This window comes from Siphonobacter sp. BAB-5385 (assembly GCF_002261125.1).
In the GTDB taxonomy this organism is placed as follows: domain Bacteria; phylum Bacteroidota; class Bacteroidia; order Cytophagales; family Spirosomataceae; genus Siphonobacter.
In genome coordinates, this window is sequence record NZ_NMPS01000046.1 from 1 (window position 1) to 25,370 (window position 25,370).

The window sequence follows — 25,370 nt, forward strand, 5'->3', positions numbered from 1 at the left end:
GGGCGGCTCCTTTGAAGGGCTGCCCGGTTTACTTACCTACAATCATGGAATTACTGCTCTCACGAAAAGCGAAAAACGACAAGGCGACGATCGCAAAATTGTCCGTCGACGGATTGTTTGAATGCTACACGCTGGAAGATAAGGATCGGGGTCTTAGAAAGGATATGCCGCTGGACCGTATCAAAAAAATCAAGGTTCATGGGCAAACGGCTATTCCGATAGGTCGCTATCGAGTGAAATTGACTTATTCGAACCGCTTCAAACGCATCTTGCCTGAGATCGAAAATGTTCCTGGCTATTTAGGTATCCGGATTCATTCCGGTAATAAATCCAGCCATACGGAAGGTTGTCCGTTGACAGGAGCCTGGAATGGAAAGGACGCAGACTGGATTTCTGATAGTCGGAAAGCCTTTGATAAGCTTTTTGTTCAACTAGAATCCGCCGACAAACGCAAGGAGGAGATATGGATAACAATAGAATCCGGATACGGAGACTCCATACAGGAAACGATAGCCATGAATCAGGTACTTGTCTCCGCTACAAATTTCTTAGAGGCCAGGCCGGATTCGCTAATGGCTTAAACCCACACATCAAACAACGCCGCCGCAATGGAAAAGGAGCTGAGGGATTTACTAATACTGTCTTTTATTGGCGTAACGCTGGGTGCATTGGTAAACTTGTTTGTGGTGTCTGAAGATCAAGCGTACCAAACGAACCGCTCACTCCTGAAAGAATTTGCCTTGTCTTATGCAGTCGGCTACTATGCTGGTTTCATCATTTACGTGTTAAGCTGGAAACAGTCGATCATTATTATTACTGCAGCCAGTTTCTCGCTCATGGGTAGCAAGGGAGCTCGCCTGGCCAAGAGTATGACCTGGGCGAAAATGAAGGCAGAAATTCAACGTGTTTTTTTCTCCAAAACTGAATAACCATGGTACAAGTGCTAGGCTTTGTGTTGCTGGCTGTAGCCTCTATTGTTACGTATCGAGTGCTACGAGCCCTGTTGAAGTTTGACCCAAAAATGCCCAAGCTTCACCGGTTGGGCTGGGCCATATTTATCGTGTTAACGTTCGTCACCGGAGTCTCTGGTGTCTTTCTGTTATCGGGCTGGAATGTAATGAAGGATCAGCCCGTCGAATTTGTCTATATGGCTACCAATGCATTTGTAGCGGTGATCGGTCTGGCGTTTAATCAATTTTTGAAGGACTATTCAGAGAAAAAAGGCGATGAAAAGCTAGGGGTCAATCAAACTCACCCTTGCGACTAGTCGCGTATAACATTCCAGAACTTAAATCTATGAAACAGAAAATTCCAGTGCTCTGGACCGTCGACGGGGGCGGCATGAGGGGCTATATGGTCGCTATAGTTCACGACTACCTACAAAGCAAGTTACCCCGTCCGCTTTCGCATTACATTACGATCGTGGCCGGGGCCTCGACCGGGCAGGGAATTTCTTCCCTGATTCGGGCCGAGGAAAAGGATCAGCAGGGATGGTACGAGCAGCACGGCCCACTGATCTTTACCCGGAAAAAACTGGCAACCCGCATCCGGGTGTTCGCGGGTCAGTTTGGATTGGTGGGATACAAGTATGGTAAAGCGTATTTGCACGAGCAATTAAAGAAAGCTTTCAAAGGATTAGCACTTTCCGACGTCCGTCCGACGCTGGCCATGGCCTACAATCCGGATACGGACCAGGTATGGGTGATGAGTTCAGAAAAAGCGAAACTGGATCCTGATTTTGATTTCGATCTGGCGGACGCTACGCTGGGCAGTATGGCAGCCCCAACGTATTTTGAACCTGCGGAGGTTACCTCGAAAGCAGGAAATAAGTATACGTTGATCGACGGGGGCGTGTTCGCTGCTAACCCAACACTGATGACGCTGGCGGAATACTTCAAGTCCCATAAAGATTGTAAGGAACTGCCGTACGTAATCAGCTGGGGCACGGGAGCGAGAAGGGTAAAAAAAGTACATTGGTGGGTAAGATGGCTCTGATGATGGTGGAATCGATCATCGGTATTCAGATGTCGGGCTCCTTCCAGGTGGTGGACTTCATCGTCAATCTACTGTATTGGTTTTTCGATTCCGAAGAGCGGTACATCCGGTTAGATTTTGATTCACCCGGTATCAAGATGGACGATGCAAGCCCGGAAGCCATGGCTAAGATGAAAGCAGTAGCAGAAAAGTTTATAGAGGATAACCAGAATCTACTTGATAGAATAGTAGCCTTGCTGCAAGGCGATCAGACAGTAAAGTAGTACTGACCTGTTCTAAATACATTAGGAAGTTCTAAAAGTAATATAATTAGGGCTTTCTAATGTGTTGTATTTTTTCAAGAATTTTAGTCTAAAAGGTATAATTAGCCCAGTATGTAATTTTTTTACCTTTTAAGTGCGTAAGTATTTGAAAATCAGAAAAATATTGAAAATAACTAATAGTTTGTACAAAACACAGATTTGCAAGAGACTCAGGATATTTTATTTGTACATGGCATAGCTTAACCGTACTTTTACAACCGGTGCCGTCATCTTCTGAAAAACGATGGTATGGTACCAACCGAACCTCTTTAGGGGTTAATAAAAAACGATCCCTTAAAGAGATCGTTTCTCAGGAGGGTTAAACTCCAGTCACATGGAACCAAAACCCAATAGTAAGCTTAAACATTTCTTTGAAATTTTTAAGCTATCAATTCCGTTGATTACAGCTATAATCAACACGTTTAATCTGGTGTTGCCGTTCATTTTGAACAAGTAACACTAAAAGCCCTGCTGGATTGACCCCAGTAGGGCTTTTTATTAGATTCAAGTCATTACTTGAAATGTAATAAATTATTACATCAAAGGTATATGATTAAGATTATAGATATAATGAAATTATATACTTTTTTTAATTGAAGTTAAAAAAAATATGCATAATGTGTTGATAATCAACATAATGCGTTGTTGATGTGAATTTGTATGGTTATGATTACGTTACATATATCATAATAGATAGTAAGTTTTAATGACTCCCATCAACTCGACGTAATCGAAGATTTTTACTGTTAACTCAAAATGGAAGTAGAATTTTACACTTGATTTTATTTATCAAATTGTAATTGCCAAGTTTTTGAGGATAAGTTAAACTATTTTAAATGACCTCAGCCAAGAGAATTGATTATGTTATAATCTTTAAATGTATGAGATTTCGAAACTTTATTAATTAGTAAATCGTGTGATAGTAAAAAAAACAACTGTTCCACGTGAATCATTAAGTGCTGGTATTCAGCGTTATTGCCGGGTTAATGTCGTGGAACAGGGTAGAAAACGTCTTTGACCGCTATGTTTAACTGGTAAAAGGGCGAGTTGATGTGTTATTTTTGAAGTGGAAGTCAGAAACACCTGATGATTGTCAACGACGCTTAATGGCTTCCGCACTACTGCCGTAGAAGTAGGTCATAAAAAACGACCCACTCGAAAGCAGGTCGTTTTCAATTGTTGGGGGCAATTCATATTTATATGAAAAACCCAATCGGTAAGCGGCTGAACAGCTTTATCAAGAGAAATCAGCCGTTGATCACAGTAGTGATCTCAATTGCAGAACTGTCAATTAGCCTAATCTTAGTGTATCAGCACTAAAATTATTTGAACAGTTCCTAAAACCACCGACTAGCACTCGGTGGTTTTTTCTTTTATGTACCCAAGGATATAGTAATCACCTTAGATAGACCAAGCTCAACCTATTGAACGGATAGTCAATGTAATTTGAATGTAAATTCAATGTAATTCGAACGCAAATGTAAAGTAAGTGCGATGAATTACCTGCAGAAAGCCTATGAAAAACCTATTAAAAGGAGTGAAAAGGGCCCCAAAAGTGGTTCAAAAGGGTCTCAAAAATAGGCTTTTTTGAAATTGCTAAAATAGTATACAAATAAAAAGAAATAATATATTTCCTTTTTATTTTGTTATACTTACATTTGTAGAAAAACAATTATGACTAATGTAAAGCACTTAAACGTCACGCTGATTTCGGGTAACTTACTTTCACTCGATTTTACTGTTCAGGGCGGCATGGTTAATCAAACTGTATTTGATGAGCCATTTACGATTCAGGAGAAGGACGGTGTTACTGGCATTTACATCGATTCTGTGTATTATGAAAGTTACGCTCCAATCTTGAAAGAATTTTGGGGGGTACAGATTCCGGAAGGAGAAGCGGCCTTTTTCTCAATCTCTACGGAAACCGCTCAGCAAATTCAAGATTTCGTCTCGAAACTCGGTTAAAGGCATATTTTTGCCGGATGAACTGGCCGGAACGATACAAACGATTCAAAAAGCACTACGGGCTTACTAATAAAAAGGTAGCGGAGCTCATCGGTAATACGGAGGATTCCGTACGGGTGATCACCCGGTCAGACGAATCGTTTCCAGCCTGGGCGAAACTGGCCATTATCATTTTCGAACGAGAACATATTGATAAGGAATAGCCCGGCAAGTGCTGGGCTATTTTAATAAAAATAAGATAATATGAAAAATTACTTACTAGTAGGATTAATTGCATCTACTTTTATAATGTTGGGAGCAGTAGCTATATACGCTATGCAATTCCATAATCATACTTTTTCAAATAGCCCAGAAAATTGGGGACAATTTGGGGATTATATGAATGTATTTGTGAGCATTTCAAGTCTAATTTTGTTATCAACATTAACGCTTTACATTCATAAAAGTGAAGATGCAAGAGCCTCACAAGCTGAAAAGCAAGAAAAAGAACGTAATAGACCGATATTAATATTTTATATAGAAGATGGCGGAGTATGGGCTATTAAAAATGTAGGTAATAGTGTGGCACTAAACATTTTTATTAAAGAAACTACCGGCAATGAAAAAGAAACCTCCCAAAGAAAAATTTATTCATTAATGCCAGGCCAAGGTATAGGTTTAAGATTCGCTTCTAATGTTGTAAAATGGGAATCGACTTATTACGATATTTTAGGAAATATAATCAGTTCGATTTGTATTAACGACCAAACAGAAATACTAGATGGTAAGAAAATATTACCTTGCCATGAAGGAAAGTATAGTCGGATGCCAGCAGATTATACATATAATATTAAATATTTATAACCGTTAATCTCCAAAGATGGCGTCGTGGGCATCGTCCTGCCCTTCCAGGTCAAAGCTGTTAAGGTAACGCTGGGTAGTGGCTAAGCTGGAGTGCCCCAGCATCAAACGAATCCCATCGATCGTAATATTCTTCTTTTCTTTCATCATCCTTCTGGCCTTGTCAGCGAATGAATGCCGGGCGGTATGGAAAGTCACTCCTTCAAGTTCCCCTAACAGAGCCTTACGTTTTAACCAAGCGTTGATTCTACGTTTTACCCTGGACATATCATTATAATGATGTTGCTTTATAGGTAGGGGCATCTTTGATTTCTCAGCCTTCGTTATAAATCGTGAGTAAGGGGCGTTGTTATCAAGCAGAGGGAAAAAGTAATGTTCGGGCAGGGCGTCCGGATTGTAATATTTATCAAAGATGGACTGGGCTTCAGGTCGGATTTTGATTGACTTTACCACCCCTGTTTTATTCATTTCATACGTTAGCCGACCATTTTGAAAATCTTTTACTCGCAGCTGCACCATATCGCCTAAACGAATCCCACCATGCAAATAGGAGAAGTAGTAGAGTTCAATCGCGATTTCGTCCCATTTCCCCATGAATCGCGGATTCTGGGCTTTTACATTATTTAAAGTATCAATTTCGGCGTCGCTCATCTTTTTTCGTGTACAGCGTTCCGACTTAGGGTACTCAATTTTATCGTAAGGGTTTTTAGTGATCAGATCGTTATCATAGGCTCTGCGAAACTGAGTCCCAATTTTCTTCAGGTAGTGTCTGGCCGTATTCGCGTGGTTCTTTCTAAGCAGATGTACTTTATACTGATTAATATGATAGGTTGTAACCTCGGTCAGTAGAATATCCTTGGGCAAAAAGGCAACAAACTGATTTAATATACATTTACACTGCGTAGCGTGGTCGTAAGTTGTGGTATTGAATATTTCCTGAATGCACTGTAGCATGTAATCGGCAAGTGTCAGTTTGTCAGGATTCAGGATTTTTTTAGCTATTGCCTCCTTGCTGGCGACTGAGCCCAGCCCCTCATACTCACTGCGAGCTTGATCCAAAATTCCAACGAGAGCCTCATTAATTTGCCGGGATCGGGGATGGGTTTTACGAATCCACCGACCATATTCAGCCTCTGGATTGTAAAACTTCTTTTCAATAAGTATTGAAGTTTTTATACGTTTGTGTTGTCGCCGTACGGTAATACGTAAATAAATGGTGTATAACCCTTCCCGATTAGGGCGGGGCGAAAGCTCAATATTAAAGGACGTTGACATTTGCAGAAACGATTGCAGAAACTTTTACAGTAACAATATTACATAAAATAACAAGTTGTGTAAATAATGTAACCGTCAAAAGTGTGGGAATGTGATGTTGTGTAATTTAATGTATTTTTGAATACAAAATATATTTTTGCAGAGTGGAAAGGCAATCCCTACTTTTGACTGAACGTTAGTACGGCATCAGTCCCCGTCTTTCCTTTCCTACGCTCATGATGAAAACACTCGTTTTGGGATTACTGAGCCTGGTGCTCTTTACCTTTGCTTCCTGCAAAAAAGACCCCGACCAGTCAGAAACTTCTGCCAAAGAAGACATGCTGATCAATACGCCCTGGAAACTCAACCGGGTAACCGACGTGGATGGTAAAGTCATCGACCGAAGCCGTCTGGGGGTATTTACGGATGCGATTTATGCCATGTCCATTCAGTTTCAGACCAATAACCGCGTACGGGCTCTCAATGAAAGCGGGCAGGTACTTAACGGTGGAACCTGGTACCTGAATGCCGACGAAACGGTAGTGGATATTGATGTGAGTGGCTTTGCCGGAGCTTTCAAACTGGTCAATTTAAGCAGCAACAGCCTGACGTTACAGCAAACGAACGTACAGGTGGACGGCAAAGCTCAGGCCGCCAATCTGGAATTTATTCCTGGTAAATAGAATATAGTCGCTTGAATCATGTACCAAGCCCGAAAATTCGTTTTCGGGCTTTCCTATAACCAGCCGGGCCGAAAGTACGGTACGGCTTTACCCCTAAAACACGTTACCTTGCGGAAGTTTAATCGTACGTCCTCTTGCCTATGAAATCATTTTTAACAACCCTTCTGGTTGGTAGTTCTACGTTTCTGTATGCTCAGCAAGGCGGAAACCTTACTTGCGAGCACCTGAAAAACCCGCTGGGCATCGACGCCCCGCAGCCTCGTTTCAACTGGCACATGGAGGATTCACGGCCCGGAGCCCGGCAAACAGCGTATCAGCTTTTTGTGAGTACCGATTCCGTGCAGGTACAGAAAACGGCCCTGTGGCAATCGGGCAAAATTACTTCCGGTCTGAATCAGGCCGTATACAAGGGTCCGGCCCTGAAACCCTACACCAAATATTACTGGGCCGTGGTACTATGGGATCAGGACGGAAAAGTGGCTCCCCAGAGTTCAGTAGCGAGTTTTGAAACCGGCCTGATGAATCAGCTTAACTGGAAGGGCTCCTGGATTTCGGATTCCCGCGATAGTAAGATTAAACCCGCTCCGTACTTTCGGAAAGCCTTCCAGACGACGAAGAAAATTCGTTCGGCCCGGGCGTATGTGGCAGCCGCTGGTCTGTACGAACTCTTTATTAACGGTCAAAAAGTTGGTAATCACCGCCTGGATCCCATGTACACGCGGTTTGATCGCCGAACCCTGTACGTGACCTATGACGTAACCAAACAGCTACAGGAGGGGAAAAATGCCATCGGTATCCTGCTCGGAAATGGCTGGTACAATCACCAGTCAACGGCGGTATGGTATTTCGATCAGGCTCCCTGGCGGAGTCGCCCCTCGTTTTGTCTGGATGTACGGGTGACTTACGAAGATGGCAGTACGGAAACGATTTCAAGTGATACGTCCTGGAAAACGGCTCTGAGTCCAATTGTATTCAACAGCATCTACACCGCCGAGCATTACGATGCCCGCTTGGAACAGGCCGGCTGGAATACGGCAGATTTTGACGATTCGAAGTGGAAAAATGTCATGAATCGGCCCGCTCCTTCGCAACATATTGTCGCTCAGGCCCTGCACCCGATTCGCAACGTCGAAGAAATCCGGACGGCCTCGCTGGTACGGATCAACGATACGACCTGGGTCTATAACATGGGTCGAAACATTGCGGGCGTTAGTGAATTGAAAGTGAAGGGGAAATCAGGTACGGTCGTCCGGCTCAAACACGGCGAGCGTTTGTACGAAAACGGTCGGGTTGACCTGTCGAATATCGACGCCCACTATCGACCCACCGATAATCAGGACCCTTTCCAGACCGATATTGTAACCCTGAGTGGCCGGGAAGATACTTTCATGCCCCGCTTTAATTATAAGGGCTTTCAGTACGTAGAAGTAACGTCGCAGGATCGGGATCTCGAACTGACGCCCGCTAGCCTGACGGCGTATTTCATGCACAGTGATGTACCGCCGATAGGGCAGGTGCAGTCCTCGAATCCGACGCTGGATAAAATCTGGTCGGCCACGAACAATGCGTACTTGTCGAACCTGTTTGGGTATCCGACCGACTGCCCCCAACGGGAGAAGAACGGCTGGACGGGTGACGGACAAATCGCGATCGAAACGGGGCTGTACAGCTTCGATGGTATTACCATTTACGAAAAATGGCTGGCTGATCACCGCGACGAGCAGCAGGCCAATGGCGTATTACCAGCCATCATCCCCACCAGCGGCTGGGGCTACGACTGGGCCAACGGTCCGGACTGGACGAGTACCATTGCGGTCATTCCCTGGAATCTGTACCTCTTCTACGGCGATGCCAAACCGTTGTCTGATAACTACGAGAACATCAAACGCTACGTCGATCATATTACGGAAATCGCTCCTTCGGGCCTGACGACCTGGGGCCTGGGCGATTGGGTACCGGTGAAATCCAAGTCGCCCGTTGAGCTGACGTCGAGTATTTATTATTTCGTTGATGCTACAATCCTAAGCAAAGCGGCTGGGTTACTCAACAAAACGGAAGATCAGGCCAGATACGCTGCGTTGGCGAAGAAAATTCAGGACGCCATCAATGCTAAATACCTCAATTCCCAAACGGGTATGTATGGTTCTGGCTTGCAAACAGAACTGGCCGTACCCTTGCAATGGGGCGTAGTTCCCGAAAACCTGAAAGCCAAAGTGGCCGACAATCTGGCGAAACGCGTGAAAGCCGATGGCAACGCTTTAGACGTAGGCTTGTTGGGTACGAAAGCCATTTTGAATGCCTTGAGCGAAAACGGTCATGCAGATGTAGCGTACACGCTGGCTTCCAACGAAAAGTATCCTTCCTGGGGCTGGTGGATTAAAAATGGTGCAACGACCTTATACGAGAACTGGGACATTCAGGCCAAGTCCGATATCTCCCTGAACCATATCATGTTCGGGGAAATCGGAGCCTGGATTTACAAAGGGCTGGGAGGCATCAAACCCGATCCGACGCAACCGGGTTTTAAAAACGTATTACTACGTCCCAATTTTGTAGCAGGACTGGAACAGTTCGAAGCCCAGCACGAGGGTCCGTATGGTCGCATTGTTTCTTCCTGGAAACGGACCGGTAAAACCGTCGAATACAAGGTTAGTATTCCGGCCAACAGTACGGCTTCTGTTTTCCTGAAAGGGAAAAAAGTAATGCTAGCGGGCAAGCCGGTAGCGGTAACGAATCCGAGTGAAGGCTACAAAGTAGGAGCAGGCAATCATACGTTTGTCATCGAAGAATAAGGGGTTACAACCCGTATAAAAGAAAGGCTAGCCCGGATTAAACCAGGCTAGCCTTTTATTTTTTATGCGTAACCGATCCAGTCATTCAAAAAGGTGTGCAGCAGTGCATACACAAAAAGCCAGTGGACTTTTCTGGATGCCTGAAGTTGTCCCTTTCGGAAGTAGACGAGCTTAGAAACGAATGCCACAACGCAATCGCAATACCGCACCAACCCAAAACTCTAAACCCACAACTTCAAACTCTAACTACTCCAACTGAAAACTCAATTCATATAAATTCCATCGTCTTCCAGCCGAATGACCCGCTCCCGGTACAGGGCTCCGATGGCTTTTTTGAAGGCCTTCTTGCTCATTTGCAGCGTTGAATAAATTACGGCAGGGTCACTATTATCCGTAAGCGGAAGAAAGCCGCTTTGGTCCTGTAGCGTTTTTAAAATTTTATCCGTATTGACGTCAATGCTGTGGTAGTACCCCTGCGGTTGCAGGGAAAGGTCAATGGATTTATCAACCCGTACCTGCTTGATATAGCCTTTTACTTTATCACCAATGGTCAGCGGCTGAAATACCTCGTTGTAGTAAATCAAACCCCGGTAATGATTGTTGATGATGGCATTATAGCCCAGATCGCTGCGTTCGTAAATCAACAGGTCCACTTCATCGCCGGGAGCGAAGGGGATGCGTTCATACTCCAGATACTGACCCACTTTGCAGGTACCAATAAGGCGATCGGTTTCCACGTCTGGTACGAGTGCCACCACCACCGACTCGCCTTCCTGCAAGGGATGCAGTTGTTCACTGAAGGGTACCAGCAGATCTTTCTCCAGTCCCCAGTCCAGAAAAGCCCCGAATTTCCCAGCCGATTTTACTTTCAGCACGCCAAACTCGTACAACTCCAGATACGGTTGCAGGGTGGTAGCAATAAGCCGGTCCTCCGAATCGCGGTACACGAATACTTCGATCTCATCCCCCTCTTCCAGTCCTTCCGGGATGTATTTGTTGGGTAGAAGTAATTCATCCTCACCATTGCCTAAAAACATTCCTACGCTGGTGAGTCGCAGGGCCGTCAGTGTATTTTTTTTCCTACAGAAATCATAAAACGATCATTGAGGTACAACCCTGGGTTGCACAATTCCTGCTGCAAAGTTCTTCTTTTTTGGTCAGGAATGAGCATTAGGCCCCATTCATTTCTTCATTCCTCCCTAAGTTACGTATAGAGATTAGCGTATACTGCGTCTCAGCCTTTGGACAGGCTATCCAACGTTAATGACTCCCCCAATTTGCGGTAGAGGTAAATGTTAATAAAAGCTAAAATTGTACATTATATATGATTATTGATTTGTATCAAAAAACATCATTCCATACATACAAATCATTATTTGCTGATTATTAAGAAAATAAAGACACTATATGTAGCCTTTCAAGACATCAGGATAGAGGTCTATTTAAATGATACGTCGACGTTTTATACGATTTTATCTTACGAAGAATCATTGTAAATTGGTATAGTATAATTAATTATAAAAATATTTTAAAATACATATTGTGTGTGTGGAATAATTGGATAAAATTGTGAAGTAAAGCTTCAAAACCTTAATACAATTACCATGATGAACCACTTATATCAGTTAGGAAGGGTAGTATTTTTACTTACTCTTCTGGGATTATTTAGTGGGATGACAGAAGTCTGGGCTCAAAACCGTCAAGTGACGGGTAAGATTATTGAGTCATCGGGCCAAGCCATTCCTGGAGCCAGTGTGTTGGTAAAAGGCACCACCAGCGGGGCCAATACGAACACGAACGGCGAGTTTACGGTAACCCTTACCTCTACGGATGCCGTATTGCTGATTACAGCTGTTGGCTATAAAACGCAAGAAATCGTCGTTGGAAATCAAACGCGTATCGATGTCACGCTTCAGGAAGAAGCCGCTTCGCTGAATGAAGTAGTGGTTACGGGTTATACGACGGATAGCCGTCGGGAAACAACTGGGGCCGTTTCCACCGTAAAAACCAAAGATCTGACCGTAACGCCTTCCGGTAACGTTGAGCAACAGTTGCAGGGACGGGTAGCGGGGGTAACCGTTATCACCAATGGTCAGCCAGGTACGACCAGTCAGGTGCGGGTACGGGGCTTTGGTGCTTTTGGCGGCAACGAACCCTTGTACATCGTTGATGGGGTACCGACCAGCTCTACCGAGTTTCTGAATCCTGACGATATTGAGTCGACTACCGTATTAAAGGATGCGGCCTCCGCTTCCATCTACGGAGCCCGGGCGGCCAGTGGGGTAATTGTCTATACGACGAAGAAAGGTCAGCGGCAGGCTCGGAAGTTAACCGTTACGTACGATGGCTTATTTGGTTTGACGGATCCCGGCAAAGGACAGCAAATGATGAATCCCACGGATTTCGCCAACTGGACCTGGAATGCGTACCGGAACAATGGCTGGAAGGTAGGCGATGACGAATGGACTCACCCCCAATTTGGGAATGGAGCAAACCCCGTTATTCCGGACTATTTGATGGTAGGAAAGAATTATGGCGTCGTTGGTAATATTAATCTGGACGCCGAGCGGGCCAAATACAATGTCAATTTTGATGCTGGGGATATTTATCAGGTGGTAGCCACCAACCGGCAGGGCACCGATTGGTACAAAGCCATCACTCGTACGGCTCCGCTGATGCGGCACTCGCTGGGTTTTTCGGGTGGTACCGAATCCAGCCGTTACTACGTAGGCCTGGGTATTCAGACGCAGGCGGGTATCCTGAAATACAACGATTTCAAGCGATATAGTATACGGGCCAACACGGAATTTGATGTGTTGAAAAACCTTCGCATCGGTCAGAACTTCCAGGCTACCTACCGGCAGGTGCTCGGTCAGTCGGGAGGGAACGGTGGAGCCGGGGTTTCTGCGGATGAAAATGATATTCTGTCGGCGTTCCGGATGCCTTCCATCATTCCCATCTATGACGTATTCGGGGGGTATGCGGGTACGGCGGCGAAGGGCTTCAATAACCCCCGTAACCCCGTGGCCTCGCGGGATGGTCAGAAAGACAACCGGGGCTTTGGTGCCAGTGCTTTCGGCAACGCGTACCTTGAATTTGACCCCATTCAGAATTTAACCCTGCGGAGCAGCATTGGGGGAAGTTACACGGGGTACAGTAACTGGGGTTACAACCGTCGTCAGTACGAAAACTCGGAAAACAACTCGGCGTTTAGCTACAACGAAACCTACGGCTTCAACTTTGCCTGGACGTTTACAAACACGGCCAACTTCAAAAAAGACTTCGGTCTGCATAACGTCGATGTACTGGTAGGACAGGAAGCACTGAATACGGGAGCGGGCCGCGAAAACCGTACCTCTGGTCAGAGTCCTTTCTCGATCGACAAAAATTATGTTACGATCACGAACGTATCCTCGCGGGTGGCTAACAGTGACTTGTACCGGGGAGCTACGTTCTACTCGTTGTTTGGCCGTTTGAAATATTCCTTCAACGAAGGGAAGTACGTGGTGACGGGGCTGGTTCGCCGCGATGGTTCCTCTAAATTCGCAGCAGCTAATCGGTTTGGGGTATTTCCCGCCTTCTCGGCCGCCTGGCGTATTTCCGAAGAGCCATTCCTGAAAAACGTCGGTTTTCTGCAGGATCTGAAAATTCGCGGGGGCTGGGGTATCATGGGGAACTCGAACAACGTAAACCCCACCAACCAGTATAGCCTGTACGCGACTACCCTGGGCCAGTCGGCGTACGATTTGAACGGTACCAACTCCAGTACGCTAGAAGGCTACTACCGCTCGCAAATCGGGAACCCTTTTGCTAAATGGGAGAGCAGCGTTACCTCCAACATTGGCTTTGACGCCACGTTGTTCGATGGTAAACTGGATGTGATTCTGGACCTCTGGCGGAAAAATACCAAAGACCTGTTATTCCAGGTTCCGGTTACTGCCGAAGTGGGTACTTCCGCTCAGTTGCCCTACGTAAACTCGGGTCAGATGCGGAACCAGGGTATTGACCTGCAACTCATCAATCGCGGAAAAATCTCCAGCGATCTGAATTACGAAGTAAACGTAACGGCGGGCTGGCTGGACAATAAAATCGTTTCGCTGGCTCAGGGACTTAAATACCTGACTTCGGTGAACCCAGGTTTCCGGGGAATCAATCCCATCCGTAACCAATTGGGCTACTCCATCTCCTCGTTCTACGGGTACAAAGTAACGAACCTGTTCCGCGATCAGGCCGAAGTAGATGGGGCTCCGCAACAGGATGGTGCCGGTCCCGGACGCTTCCGCTACCAGGACCTTAACAACGATGGTGTGATCAATGCCGATGACCGTACCTATCTGGGCAGTCCGGTACCGAAGTTTGTGGGTGGTTTGAATCTGACTCTGCGTTACAAAAACTTCGATTTTGTGACCTATCTGTATACGTCGCTGGGTAATAAAGTGTTCAACGTATCGAAGTGGTTTACGGATTTCTATCCTTCGTTTGCCGGAGCAGCCATCAGCGAACGGGTGAAAGAATCCTGGACGCCCAACAACCTGAACGCAAGCATCCCCATTTTCGAAAGTGCCTCGAACTTCTCTACCAATACGCAATCCAACTCGTTCTACGTAGAAGATGGTTCGTACCTGCGTTTACAAAACCTCTCCCTGGGCTATACGCTGCCGGCACCCACGCTGAGTAAGCTGCGGATGCAGAAACTGAGAATTTACATCTCGACAAATAACCTCTTTACCATAACCAAGTATCAGGGTCTGGACCCGGCCGTAGGGGGTAACGCCGATACCAATTTCGGTATCGACGTTGGAAACTACCCCGTGACCCGGAGTTGGGTAGCCGGTATCAACCTTGCTTTTTAATCGGGAACCTGCTGGCAACAAAAGGAAAACCATTCTTATCGAACACAATTATGAGTGATCCCATACAACGCTTAACAAAGAAACGCACCGCACTGACGGCTCTGATTTTGGCCGCAACCGCCCTGGTTTGGTCCTGTAAAGACGACTTTCTGGAAATTCCGGCGACGGGTGCTCTGACGGATTCACAACTGGCCACCACCAAGGGACTCGATGGCCAGCTCATCGCCGTATACGCTCAACTCAATGGACGGTCCACGCGGTTGGCGAGTGCCAGCAACTGGCTCTGGGGTAGCATTCGGGGTGGGGATGCCAACAAGGGCACCAACCCGGGGGATTACACCGACATCAATCCGATTCAACGCTTCGAAACGATTACGACGAGCGTACCGGTACAGGACAAATGGAATGGCAACTACGAAGGCGTAGCCCGGGCCAATGCGGTACTGCGAATTATGGCAAAGGCGGGTTCCGCCATTCCCGAAGCGGACCAGAAGCGAATCGCCGCCGAAACGCGATTTTTAAGGGGCCATTATTACTTTGAACTGAAGCGGGAATTTGGCAATACGCCCTACGTCGATGAGAGCATTGACTACGGAACGGGAATCGAAAAAGTGCCTAACAACGCCGACCTGTGGCCTAAAATTGAAGATGATTTCAAGTATGCCTATACTAACCTGCCGGAAACGCAGGGATCGGTAGGACGGGCTAACAAGTGGGCAGCGGCTTCGTACCTGGCCAAGGTGTATATGTACCAGTCCAAATTCAGTGAGGCGAAAGCATTGTACGACCTGATTATTGCCAATGGGAAAACCAGTAATGGCAAGAAATATGGACTTGTAGCCAAGTACTCCGACATCTTCAAGGCCTCGAACGACAACCACGAAGAATCCATTTTTGCCATTCAGGCGGCGGCCAATACGGGTAACGTCAATAACGCGAACCCGGAATTTGACCTGAACTTTCCCTACAATACGGGAACGGCTGGTCCGGGTAACTGCTGCGGCTTTTTCCAGCCGAGCTTTGAGCTGGCCAACTCTTTCCGTACCACTGCTCAGGGACTACCGTTGCTGGATGGATCGTACAATAATGCGGGAAATGAGGTAAAAACGGACATGGGTCTGGAAAGTAGCCAGAGCTTTACGCCCGACGCGGGCAACCTTGATCCGCGAATCGATCACTCGATTGGTCGCCGGGGTATTCCGTACCTCGACTGGCAGGATTTTCCCGGCAAAGACTGGATTCGGGAACAGTCCTACGGCGGACCGTATTCTCCGAAAAAATACGTGTATTACAAGTCAGACGTAGGTTCTTTGCAGGATAACAGCTCCTGGACGCCCGGTTACACGGCCATTAACTTCACCATCCTCCGTTTCGCGGATGTATTGCTGATGGCGGCGGAAGCCGAAATTGAAGTAGGATCGCTGGAAAAAGCCCGCGAGTATGTCAATCTGGTACGCAAACGGGCGGCCAATTCGGCGGGTTTTGTCAAACGAAGCAACGGCTCCGACGCTGCCAAATACGTAATCGGCACTTACGATACCGCCTGGACCGACAAGGCCGCGGCTCGTACCGCCGTTCGGTTTGAACGCAAACTGGAGCTTTCGGGAGAAGGCCACCGCTTCTTTGATCTGGTTCGCTGGAAAACGGCGGCTACGGAACTCAATGCGTACCTCACGTACGAAGGCCGGAAGTTATCGGGTGCATTGGGGGGAGCGAAATTCACCACCAATCAGGATGAATACTCGCCCATTCCGCAGGCTCAGATCGACTTGCAGGGACAGGACGTACTGAAGCAGAATCCCGGTTATTGAGTAGACCAAACCCTTTAACCCCGCGGATTTGCATTCGCGGGGTTTTATCCATTCCTAACCTGGCACTATTTCCCGAATGACCTTTTTACGAATGAAAAAATTATCCGTTTGGGCGGGGCTGGCCGGACTGCTGGGGGGCCTTACGGCTTGTGAACAGCCGCTGTTCAGTAACCTGCCCGCCGCTGATACGGGCATCACCTTTGTCAACCGGATTGTAGAGAATGATTCCATCAACGTGCTCGATTTTGAGTACACCTACAATGGTGCGGGCGTAGGTATCGGCGATTTCAATAACGATGGTCTGGCGGATGTGTACTTTACGGGTAATCAGGTGGCTAATCAGTTGTACCTGAATAAGGGCCATCTGAGTTTTGAAAATGTTACGGAAAAAGCGGGTGTAGCAGGCAAAGGTCGCTGGTGCTCGGGGGTAGCCGTGGTAGATATCAACGCCGACGGTTGGCTGGATTTGTACGTGTGTGCGACGGTTAGCAAAAGTCCCGAGCGGCGGGAAAATCTGTTATACATCAATCAAACCTGTCAGCCCGGGGGTACGCCTACGTTCCGGGAAATGGGCCAGGCCTATGGCGTAGCGACAGCGGTCATTCGACCAATGCGGCCTTTTTTGATTACGACAATGACGGTGACCTGGATTTATACGTATTAACCAACGAAATGGAGCCCGAGCGGCATCCCAATAATTTTCATTACAAACACCGGGACGGTTCAGCCTCCAACACCGACCGACTGTACCGAAACGAAGGGACGGATCCGGTTTTGGGTCATCCCGTGTTTAAAAATGTGTCGAAAGAAGCCGGGATCACCATTGAGGGGTACGGACTGGGCCTGAATATCTGCGACATCAATCAGGACGGCTGGAAAGACATCTACGTAACTAACGATTACATCAGCAATGACCTGTTCTGGATTAACAACCAGGACGGTACCTTTACGGATCGCTCGGCGGAGTATCTGAAGCATACGAGTGCCTCGGCCATGGGTATGGATATTGCCGACCTGAACAATGACGGTCAGCCCGAGATCATCGCTCTGGATATGCTGCCCGAGGACAATTACCGGAAAAAAATGTTTCTGAATCCGGCCAGTTACCAGACCTACATCAACAATGAAATCTTTGGGTATCAGTACCAATATGTTCGCAATACCTTACAATTAAATCAGGGGCTGGTTCCGGACGCGTCGGGTAAACGCCGTCCGGTATTTTCTGATATTTCCATGCTGGCGGGCGTGGCGGAAACGGACTGGAGCTGGACGCCATTAGTGGCCGATTTTGATCAGGACGGCTACCGCGACATTATCGTGACAAACGGCTATCCGAAAGACATTACAGATCACGACTTCGTGGCCTATCGGGCCGATGTGGGTTCCATCGCGGGTTCGGATTTGTTGCTGCACGAAATCCCGCAGGTGAAAATCCGCAATTATGCTTTTCAGAATAATCAAAACCTGACCTTTACCAATCAGGCCGAAACCTGGGGGTTGACCCAGCCGACCTTTTCCAGCGGGGCCGCGTACGCCGATCTGGATAATGACGGTGACCTAGATTGGGTAGTCAGCAATATCAACGATTCGGCTTTTGTGTACCGAAACAATCTGACGGAAAACAAAACGAAAGATCATCATTTTCTTCGGGTGAAGTTTAAAGGCGAAGGCCAGAATCCGATGGGTCTGGGAGCTCAGGTGGAGATCCGCTACGGCGAAGATCAGCAGCAGATGTACGAGCACACCATCTATCGCGGCTATCTGTCGAGTATGGAAGCGGCGGGGCATTTCGGGCTGGGTAAGCAGACCAGCGTTCGGGAATTAACCGTCACCTGGCCCAATGGGCTTTCGCAAACCCTTCGTAACCTCCCCGTCGATCAGGTCGTAACTCTCGACGTACGGAATGCTCATCAGAAACGCAACACTCCGGCCCCCCGGCCTACGCTGTTTGAAGCCATTGACGACACACTGGCCATTCCCTATAAACATACCGAACGGGATTATATCGACTTCAACGTGCAGAAAACGGCACCCCACAAATTTTCACAGTTTGGACCTTCCATTGCCGTAGGTGATGTCAACGGGGACGGTCTCGATGACTTGTTTATGGGTGGTTCGCGAAGACAGCGGGGCACCTTCCTGCTCCAAAAAGCCACGGGTGGTTTTCAGTCGGTGCCTTTCCAGGCGGACCCGTCGGGCGACGCCAAGCAGTCGGAAGATGCGGGTACCTTGCTTTTCGATGCGGATGGCGATGGTGATCTGGATTTGTACATTGTCAGTGGGGGAGGTGAAGCCCACGCGGGCAGCGAAAGTTTTCAGGATCGCTTGTACCTCAATGATGGCAAGGGACATTTCCAGCGAAACCTGAGTGCCTTGCCCGCCGAGCGAATCAGTGGCTCCTGCGTGAAAGCCGCTGATTTTGACCGAGATGGGGATCTGGATTTGTTCGTGGGTGGTCGCGTTGAACCGGAAGCCTTTCCGAAACCAGTTTCCAGTCGCATTTTGAGAAATGATTCCCAAAAGGGTAAGGTGATGTTCACCGACGTAACGCCCCGGCTGGCTCCGGCCTTGGTCAACATCGGCATGGTGTGCGATGCGATATGGACCGATCCGGACCGGGATGGCTGGCCGGATTTATTACTCGCCGGTGAGTACATGCCTCTGACCTTACTGAAGAATACAAAAGGAGCGTTGGCTCGGGCGAATACGGGGCTGGAATCCTATGTAGGTTTCTGGAATTCCTTAAGTTCGGGAGATTTCGACAACGACGGCGACATTGATTACATCGCAGGAAATCTGGGTGAAAACAATCTGCTGCGGGTTTCTGAGCAGCGACCCGCCCGCCTGTACGCGAAAGATTTTGACCAAAACGGTAGTTATGACGTAATTCCCAGCGTGTATTATCCGGAAAAAGAAGGGGGTACCTATCGGGAATATCCCTTCCACGTACGCGATGATATGGTGAAGCAGTTGATTGGTACGCGGGCCAAAGCTCCCAATTACAAAACCTACGCTGCCCTGACGATGGACCAGTTTCTGAGTGCGGAGGAACGAAAAGATGCTCTGGTATTGCAGGCGAATTATTCCAAATCAAGCTATATTGAAAATCAGGGAAACGGTACGTTCGTGGTAAAACCGTTGCCGACGCTGGCTCAGATCGCTCCGGTATTTGGTCTGGTTATCGAAGATTTTAACGCCGATGGCAATCTGGATGTGCTGCTGGCCGGAAACGATTATGGCAATGAGCTAACCATGGGCCGTTACGATGCTTTTCAGGGTTTGCTGCTACTGGGCAACGGAAAGGGAGGCTTCCGGGCGGTATCGCCGACTGAAAGTGGACTACTGATTCCGGGCGATGCCAAGGGACTGGTTCAGTTTCTGGATGCGAAAGGGCAGTACTGCCTGATGGCTACGCAAAACCGGGATCGTCTGCGGTGTTTTCGGCTTCGTCAGCCCCAGCCCGTCGTTCGACTGTCTCCCAGGGATGAAACGGTAGTACTGACGCTGAAAAACAAGCAGTCCCGACGGATGGAAGTGCCGCTGGGTTCCTCGTTCTATTCACAGTCTTCGGCCTTAGTACTGAAAAATTCACAACTGGTTCACGCCCAGGCAATTTCTGCCAAAGGCAGCTCTCGTAAGCTTTGGTAATTCCCTCAATTCCTGACCTATGAATCATTACAAACCCTTTCTTCTGTTGCTACTGTTGGGGGGCTTACTGACGGCCTGCCAATCTACGTCACGGGTACAAACGCTGGACCCCAAAAGTCCGGAAAGTGTACATAGCTGCGTCAAGAAACTGACCGATGTCATCGTGTACGACATTTTTTCTCCGCCCGTAGCCAGTCGAATTTACACGTATACTGCTCTGGCCGCTTACGAGGCCGGACGGTTCGAAGACTCCAGCCAGCCTTCACTGACCCAGCATCTCAACGATTTTCCGGCCATGCCGAAACCTGAGGCGGGCCAGTCGTACGCTTATACGTTAGCCGGGGTAAAGGCCTTTTGTTTCGTAGCTGAGAAGTTGACGTTTTCCAAAGATACCATCCGGCAATTTGAAGCTCAGCTGCTGGAACGTTTCCGCGTTTCCGTGGACGAGCCAACTTACGAACGCTCCATCGCTTTTGGGGAGCAAATTGCGAAGAAGATCATGGAGCGAGCGGCGAAAGACCATTACAAGGAAACCCGCGGTATGGAACGGTACAGCATCAAACAGGATATTGAAGACAAATGGCTCCCGACACCGCCCGATTATTCCGATGCCGTCGAACCTTACTGGGGACTCATTTCACCAATGGGCATGGACTCGGCGAGTCAGTTCAAGCCCGAACGGCCCTATCCGTACAGCCGCAATCCGCAGAGTCCGTTCTGGAAAGAGGTCGTCAAGGTGTATGAAACCGGAAATGCACTGGATGAGGAGAAAAAAGTCATTGCCCGCTTCTGGGATGACAATCCGTTTGTGTCCCAGCATTCGGGCCATTTAATGATTGGCCGGAAAAAGATGACGCCCGGCGGACACTGGATGGCCATTGCAGGACTGGCGGCTCGCCAGACCAAAGCCAATTGGGTGAAATCGGCTCAAGGATACGCCCTGACGGCGTCGGCTTTACTCGACGGTTTCATTAGTTGCTGGGACGAGAAGTACCGCAGTGAATACCTGCGACCCGTGACCGTGATTGATAAGTTTCTGAATCCTCGCTGGGAGTCGTATTTACAAACGCCTCCTTTTCCTGAATACACCTCCGGCCATAGCGTAATCTCTGCTTCGGCGGCTTCGGTGCTGAGCCAGTTGTACGGAGCAAATTTTGCCTTTCACGATACGACGGAGAAAGAATACGGCCACGGCGAACGCAGTTTTCATTCCTTCATGGAAGCCGCTGAACAGGCGGGCATCAGCCGGATGTACGGTGGAATTCATTACGAATTTTCCTGCAAACGGGGGACGGAGCAGGGCAAAAAAGTAGGTTCCTGGTTATTACTTAAAACCGGTTTGCAGGCTTCGCTGGCCCAGCGATAACGTATGATTCGATCGCTTACTCAATGGATAGTCCGGCTGGGTAGCTGGCTGAGCCTGGTACTGGTTTTAAGTTACTGTCAGTCAGGCTCCGCTTTGCTAGCCGAAAAGGGTGCTCAGTTAGTGGACCAGCATTGCAGTTCCTGCCACTTATCCGTTCGCCCGGAATTACTCGACCGGCAAACCTGGTTAGAGCAGGTGTTGCCCGCCATGGCTCCCAAATTAGGAATTGGCACTACCGCCAGCGGTGAATATTATCCCGAAACAAATGCTGCCTTACCTTTCGAAGAATGGCTGACATTGGTAGACTATTTCAGGCAGTTTGCTCCCGATACGCTACTGCCCGCTCAGCGAGTTCCGGTCAGCAATGACTACTCCCTGTTCGCCGTCAAGCCCGCTCCCGCCGATTCCGCTACGGCCCTCACGCTGATGGTGCATCTGGAAAAAGACCGGGTGTACTCGGCTCAGGCTACCAACGCGATGGTGATACAATGGGATCAGGATTTGAATCGGGTCGATTCAGTTCGTTTTCCGGCTCCGGTAGTACAGTTGCACGTTCGTTCTGACTCGGAACTATTCGCTACCAGCATCGGTACCATGCGGGCTCAGGATCAGTGGGCGGGAAGTCTGATTCACCGAAAGGGTTCCAACCAAACCGTACTAACCCGACAAATGCCCCGACCCATTCATACGGCTTCGGGCGATTTCAACCGCGATGGACGTACGGATTGGCTGATTGCCGGCTTCGGACATACGCAGGGCGGCCTGTACCTGACTAGCCAACGAGCCGACGGAACTTATGAAACCCGACTATTGACGGCCCAGCCCGGAGCTACGCAGATTGAGGTGGGAGACTACAACGCGGACGGCTGGCCCGATGCCATCGTCCTGTTTGCCCATGCCAATGAAGGCCTGTGGTTACTTCAAAATGATCGAAAGGGTGGGTTTAAATCAATTCCTTTGCTGCGATTTTCACCCCTGGCCGGATCAAGTAGTTTTCAGTTAGTGGACCTCAATAAAGACGGAAAGTTAGATCTGATTTATACCAGTGGCGATAATAGTGACTATTCCCGGATTTTAAAGCCGTATCATGGGCTGTATATCTATCTGAATGAAGGGAATTTTAAATTCCGAAAACACTGGTTTTATCCCATCAATGGAGCTACCAAAGCGTTAGCCGAAGATTTTGATCTGGACGGCGATGTCGATCTGGCTACCATTGCCTTCTTTGCGGACTTTCAACACCACCCGCAGGAGAACTTTTTGTACTTCAAACAAACGCAACCCTTACATTTCGAGCCATATTCGCTACCCGTTACAACCTACGGCCGATGGATTTGTATGGATGCCAAAGATTGGGATGGTGATGGCGATACGGATGTAGTGCTCGGAAACTTTTCAAAAGGCTTTCGTAACTTACCCCATGTTCAACCGCATTGGAGTACAAAAATTCCTTTTATCATTCTTGAAAATAAGACCCGTAATAGAGTGGAGAAACGAGCATTTTTGTTGCAGTAAGCTTTGGCGGATGATCCTTTCTTTAAGGATTGTTTTTTGCTAAAATAAGCGTATAGATTAAAAGGTTAAGTAGATTGATTTATTTAATAAAAAGCATTATTAACGAGTACTAAAACAGCGTATACAATCCAGCGTTTGCAACTTGTATTAGATTTTGTTAAATAAGTATTGAATCAATTTCAAGCCTTACTCAAGCATTAAAATCTTACTCAGTTCTATTGGCTATGAATTGTGTCTAAATAACGCATATCGTATAATCGTTTTGTTACAAAAAATATTGTAAATTTATAATCGTCTCAAGAATGGAGATTGGAGAAAAAAATTACATTTGCTCAGTTGTTCGTTCAAAAAGTGCCCAATGTTTTCCTCTGAAAAGCCATTCGATTTATTGGAGCAGGAACTCTGGAGTCAATTCAGAGCGGGTGACGCCCATGCCTTTTCGGAGCTCATGAAACGCTACTCCCGCATATTGTTCCGATACGGGAGTCGACTTTCACTGGACGAAGACTTGATTAAAGATTGTATTCAGGACGTCTTTTTTGATTTATGGGAGCACCGCTCGACCATCAGTCAGCCGGCGGTCATTAAACCTTACCTGTACAAAGCCTTACGCCTACGCATTTTCAGGGAGCAGGCCAAGTGGACCCGCTGGGAAAACGTGGAGCCGGAAACGTACTTCGAATTTTCGGTTGAAAACCACTGGGTCGAACAACAGCACGCTACTGAAACCCGTGAACAGTTTGAAAAGCTGCTGAATACCCTGCCGAAACGGCAAAAGGAAATTCTATATCTGAAATTCTCCGAAGAGCTTCCTCACGAAGATATTGCCGCTATCATGAACATGAATCGGCAATCGGTTTACAATTTACTCCACGAAGCTATTGCCCGTCTTCGCAAAAACTGGCACGACATGCCCTTCTATCTAAGTCTGGGCTTACTGTTGCTAACTGTATTATTTCAATAAATATTTTTATTTTGAAGCAATGCTGAAAATCAGGCAGTTGGCTGATTGATGAGCTATTATTGTAATTTTTTATATATTTTTTTACACTGTGATCAGTAGATTTTTCGGCCTCTCTGCATACTAGTCATGTAAGCCAGCAAAAAAATCTATCGAAACAATGAAATCACACAGTCATTATGAAATAGAAGATTTTCTGGCTGACGATTCGTTTCTGGATTGGGTACGAGGGGTTCCTAATGAATCATCAGCCCAGTGGGATGCGTGGCTCTGTCAGTATCCGCATAAGCGAGAGCTGGTGGAGGAAGCTCGGACCCTGGCCTTAGCCATTCGAGTGAAACCTACCCGCGAGTTAAGAGATGATGAGGTACAACGACTGGTCGAGGAGGTACAACAACGATTACCACACCAACCACGGATCATTGGCTTTGGACTTCGTCGTATAGCGGCGGGAGTTGTATTGTTAGCCGGGTTAGGAGCGGGCATCAGCTGGGGTGTTTCGTGGTATAAATGCCAACAGGAGCAAGTAACGCCCTATCAGCAATTGACGGAAGCCTGCCACTGTTCGCTGACTGAACAGGTCAATACAAGTACCCAGCCTATATTTATCCGTTTACCCGATGGCAGTACCGTGGTGCTCAAATCCGGTGCCAAATTGAGCTACGATCAAGCCTTTCGGGGAACTAAACGAATCGTGTATCTACAAGGAGAGGCTTTATTCGAAGTGAAACGGAATCCGGATCGTCCCTTTTACGTATACGCCAATGATTTAGTGACGAAAGTGCTGGGAACCAGCTTTGTAGTAAATGCCCAGGCCGAGGGCGACCGAGCCAGTGTTTGTGTATTATCGGGTCGAGTTTCGGTGTTTCATCGCAATCGGTCAGAGGTACGAATTTCACCTCAGACGGAACGCAAAGCCGTCATTCTGGCCCCGAACCAGCAAATTGTTTTTCAGCAAGGAGATCCGCAACTGGTCAAGGAGATCGTAAAAAAACCTCAACTCATTAGCCATCAGGCAACCGTAAGCAATTTCGAATTTAGTGATACGGCGTTGAGGGAAGTGTTTAGTAAACTGGAAATGGCTTATGGTGTTAATATCATTTATGACGAAGAAGTAATGGCTAAATGCCCGCTGACGGCTTCTTTTACCGACCGTCCGCTGTTTGAGATGCTTACCATTATCTGTAAAGCAGTTGAAGCCCGCTATGAAATTCTGGATGGACAGATTATCGTATACGGCAAAGGCTGCTGAATAAATAGTAAACCAACAGACTTCCGCGAGTACTAAAACGATTATCCTACAACGAAAACCTCCAGCCCGTGCCTATGATTAAAGCTTAACCGCCTACCAAAAAAATCGGCAGTGTTACCAGCACCGCCGACTT

20 protein-coding genes are annotated in these 25,370 nt (G+C 47.5%); 18 read left to right on the forward strand and 2 right to left on the reverse strand.

Annotated elements, in window-relative coordinates:
- From BWI93_RS04040 to BWI93_RS04075, 8 genes are all read left to right on the forward strand, one after another.
- The coding region (locus tag BWI93_RS04040; protein WP_217902231.1) for a DUF5675 family protein at positions 1-581 on the forward strand (581 nt) is incomplete at its 5' end.
- 27 nt (positions 582-608) lie between these two features.
- Positions 609-929, forward strand: coding sequence for a hypothetical protein (locus tag BWI93_RS04045; RefSeq protein ID WP_094808872.1), 321 nt, complete (start codon positions 609-611; stop codon positions 927-929).
- 2 nt (positions 930-931) lie between these two features.
- Entirely contained in the window at positions 932-1,267 is a 336-nt protein-coding gene (locus BWI93_RS04050) for a hypothetical protein (RefSeq protein ID WP_094808873.1), read from the forward strand.
- Positions 1,268-1,296: 29 nt separating this feature from the next.
- A complete protein-coding gene (locus BWI93_RS04055; RefSeq protein ID WP_094808874.1) occupies positions 1,297-1,995 on the forward strand; it encodes a patatin-like phospholipase family protein in 699 nt (232 codons plus the stop codon).
- A complete protein-coding gene (locus BWI93_RS04060; protein ID WP_141217350.1) occupies positions 1,977-2,258 on the forward strand; it encodes a hypothetical protein in 282 nt (93 codons plus the stop codon). Before BWI93_RS04055 ends, BWI93_RS04060 begins: the two co-directional genes overlap by 19 nt.
- 1,713 nt (positions 2,259-3,971) lie before the next feature.
- Complete coding sequence (locus BWI93_RS04065) at positions 3,972-4,262, forward strand: hypothetical protein (RefSeq protein ID WP_094808876.1); 291 nt, start codon at positions 3,972-3,974, stop codon at positions 4,260-4,262.
- A gap of 17 nt (positions 4,263-4,279) precedes the next feature.
- Positions 4,280-4,465, forward strand: coding sequence for a hypothetical protein (locus BWI93_RS04070; protein WP_094808877.1), 186 nt, complete (start codon positions 4,280-4,282; stop codon positions 4,463-4,465).
- Positions 4,466-4,505: 40 nt separating this feature from the next.
- Positions 4,506-5,105 (forward strand): hypothetical protein, encoded by a 600-nt coding sequence (locus BWI93_RS04075; RefSeq protein WP_094808878.1) that lies wholly within the window; start codon positions 4,506-4,508, stop codon positions 5,103-5,105.
- A gap of 3 nt (positions 5,106-5,108) precedes the next feature.
- Here the strand turns inward: BWI93_RS04075 and BWI93_RS04080 are convergent, their stop codons facing one another.
- Positions 5,109-6,377, reverse strand: a complete 1,269-nt coding sequence (locus BWI93_RS04080; RefSeq protein ID WP_094808879.1) for a phage integrase SAM-like domain-containing protein — start codon at positions 6,375-6,377, stop codon at positions 5,109-5,111.
- A 218-nt stretch (positions 6,378-6,595) separates the two neighbouring features.
- On the opposite strand from BWI93_RS04080, the gene BWI93_RS04085 reads away from it, so the two are divergent.
- A complete protein-coding gene (locus BWI93_RS04085) occupies positions 6,596-7,039 on the forward strand; it encodes a hypothetical protein (protein WP_176454126.1) in 444 nt (147 codons plus the stop codon).
- A 140-nt stretch (positions 7,040-7,179) separates the two neighbouring features.
- Positions 7,180-9,831, forward strand: a complete 2,652-nt coding sequence (locus BWI93_RS04090; protein ID WP_094808881.1) for an alpha-L-rhamnosidase — start codon at positions 7,180-7,182, stop codon at positions 9,829-9,831.
- 263 nt (positions 9,832-10,094) lie between these two features.
- Here BWI93_RS04090 and BWI93_RS04095 read toward each other — a convergent pair whose 3' ends face one another.
- Positions 10,095-10,868 carry a S1 RNA-binding domain-containing protein gene (locus tag BWI93_RS04095; RefSeq protein ID WP_094808882.1) on the reverse strand — a complete coding sequence of 258 codons (774 nt, stop codon included), beginning with the start codon at positions 10,866-10,868 and terminating at the stop codon, positions 10,095-10,097.
- A gap of 567 nt (positions 10,869-11,435) precedes the next feature.
- On the opposite strand from BWI93_RS04095, the gene BWI93_RS04100 reads away from it, so the two are divergent.
- From BWI93_RS04100 to BWI93_RS04130, 8 genes are all read left to right on the forward strand, one after another.
- Positions 11,436-14,684, forward strand: a complete 3,249-nt coding sequence (locus BWI93_RS04100) for a TonB-dependent receptor (RefSeq protein ID WP_255157719.1) — start codon at positions 11,436-11,438, stop codon at positions 14,682-14,684.
- 50 nt (positions 14,685-14,734) lie between these two features.
- Positions 14,735-16,495 (forward strand): RagB/SusD family nutrient uptake outer membrane protein, encoded by a 1,761-nt coding sequence (locus BWI93_RS04105; RefSeq protein WP_094808883.1) that lies wholly within the window; start codon positions 14,735-14,737, stop codon positions 16,493-16,495.
- A 91-nt stretch (positions 16,496-16,586) separates the two neighbouring features.
- The gene (locus BWI93_RS28505) at positions 16,587-17,159 is read left to right on the forward strand and encodes a VCBS repeat-containing protein (protein ID WP_255157720.1); all 573 of its coding nucleotides are present in this window, start codon (positions 16,587-16,589) and stop codon (positions 17,157-17,159) included.
- Positions 17,160-17,167: 8 nt separating this feature from the next.
- The gene (locus tag BWI93_RS04110) at positions 17,168-20,143 is read left to right on the forward strand and encodes an FG-GAP-like repeat-containing protein (RefSeq protein ID WP_255157721.1); all 2,976 of its coding nucleotides are present in this window, start codon (positions 17,168-17,170) and stop codon (positions 20,141-20,143) included.
- A gap of 19 nt (positions 20,144-20,162) precedes the next feature.
- Positions 20,163-21,509, forward strand: coding sequence for a vanadium-dependent haloperoxidase (locus BWI93_RS04115; protein WP_094808884.1), 1,347 nt, complete (start codon positions 20,163-20,165; stop codon positions 21,507-21,509).
- Positions 21,510-21,512: 3 nt separating this feature from the next.
- Positions 21,513-23,024 carry a VCBS repeat-containing protein gene (locus BWI93_RS04120; protein ID WP_094808885.1) on the forward strand — a complete coding sequence of 504 codons (1,512 nt, stop codon included), beginning with the start codon at positions 21,513-21,515 and terminating at the stop codon, positions 23,022-23,024.
- A 358-nt stretch (positions 23,025-23,382) separates the two neighbouring features.
- Entirely contained in the window at positions 23,383-23,988 is a 606-nt protein-coding gene (locus BWI93_RS04125; protein ID WP_094808886.1) for an RNA polymerase sigma factor, read from the forward strand.
- 157 nt (positions 23,989-24,145) lie between these two features.
- On the forward strand, positions 24,146-25,237 hold the full coding sequence (locus BWI93_RS04130) for a FecR family protein (protein WP_094808887.1): 1,092 nt from the start codon (positions 24,146-24,148) through the stop codon (positions 25,235-25,237).
- Positions 25,238-25,370 lie beyond the last annotated feature (133 nt).

Excerpts from the sequence above, each read along its gene's own strand:
- BWI93_RS04045 (WP_094808872.1), top strand. The coding sequence starts at position 609 with ATGGAAAAGGAGCTGAGGGATTTACTAATACTGTCTTTTATTGGCGTA.
- BWI93_RS04050 (WP_094808873.1), top strand. The coding sequence starts at position 932 with ATGGTACAAGTGCTAGGCTTTGTGTTGCTGGCTGTAGCCTCTATTGTT.
- BWI93_RS04055 (WP_094808874.1), top strand. The coding sequence starts at position 1,297 with ATGAAACAGAAAATTCCAGTGCTCTGGACCGTCGACGGGGGCGGCATG.
- BWI93_RS04065 (WP_094808876.1), top strand. The coding sequence starts at position 3,972 with ATGACTAATGTAAAGCACTTAAACGTCACGCTGATTTCGGGTAACTTA.
- BWI93_RS04070 (WP_094808877.1), top strand. The coding sequence starts at position 4,280 with ATGAACTGGCCGGAACGATACAAACGATTCAAAAAGCACTACGGGCTT.
- BWI93_RS04075 (WP_094808878.1), top strand. The coding sequence starts at position 4,506 with ATGAAAAATTACTTACTAGTAGGATTAATTGCATCTACTTTTATAATG.
- BWI93_RS04080 (WP_094808879.1), bottom strand. The coding sequence starts at position 6,377 with ATGTCAACGTCCTTTAATATTGAGCTTTCGCCCCGCCCTAATCGGGAA.
- BWI93_RS04085 (WP_176454126.1), top strand. The coding sequence starts at position 6,596 with ATGAAAACACTCGTTTTGGGATTACTGAGCCTGGTGCTCTTTACCTTT.
- BWI93_RS04090 (WP_094808881.1), top strand. The coding sequence starts at position 7,180 with ATGAAATCATTTTTAACAACCCTTCTGGTTGGTAGTTCTACGTTTCTG.
- BWI93_RS04095 (WP_094808882.1), bottom strand. The coding sequence starts at position 10,868 with ATGTTTTTAGGCAATGGTGAGGATGAATTACTTCTACCCAACAAATAC.
- BWI93_RS04100 (WP_255157719.1), top strand. The coding sequence starts at position 11,436 with ATGATGAACCACTTATATCAGTTAGGAAGGGTAGTATTTTTACTTACT.
- BWI93_RS04105 (WP_094808883.1), top strand. The coding sequence starts at position 14,735 with ATGAGTGATCCCATACAACGCTTAACAAAGAAACGCACCGCACTGACG.
- BWI93_RS28505 (WP_255157720.1), top strand. The coding sequence starts at position 16,587 with ATGAAAAAATTATCCGTTTGGGCGGGGCTGGCCGGACTGCTGGGGGGC.
- BWI93_RS04110 (WP_255157721.1), top strand. The coding sequence starts at position 17,168 with ATGGAGCCCGAGCGGCATCCCAATAATTTTCATTACAAACACCGGGAC.
- BWI93_RS04115 (WP_094808884.1), top strand. The coding sequence starts at position 20,163 with ATGAATCATTACAAACCCTTTCTTCTGTTGCTACTGTTGGGGGGCTTA.
- BWI93_RS04120 (WP_094808885.1), top strand. The coding sequence starts at position 21,513 with ATGATTCGATCGCTTACTCAATGGATAGTCCGGCTGGGTAGCTGGCTG.
- BWI93_RS04125 (WP_094808886.1), top strand. The coding sequence starts at position 23,383 with ATGTTTTCCTCTGAAAAGCCATTCGATTTATTGGAGCAGGAACTCTGG.
- BWI93_RS04130 (WP_094808887.1), top strand. The coding sequence starts at position 24,146 with ATGAAATCACACAGTCATTATGAAATAGAAGATTTTCTGGCTGACGAT.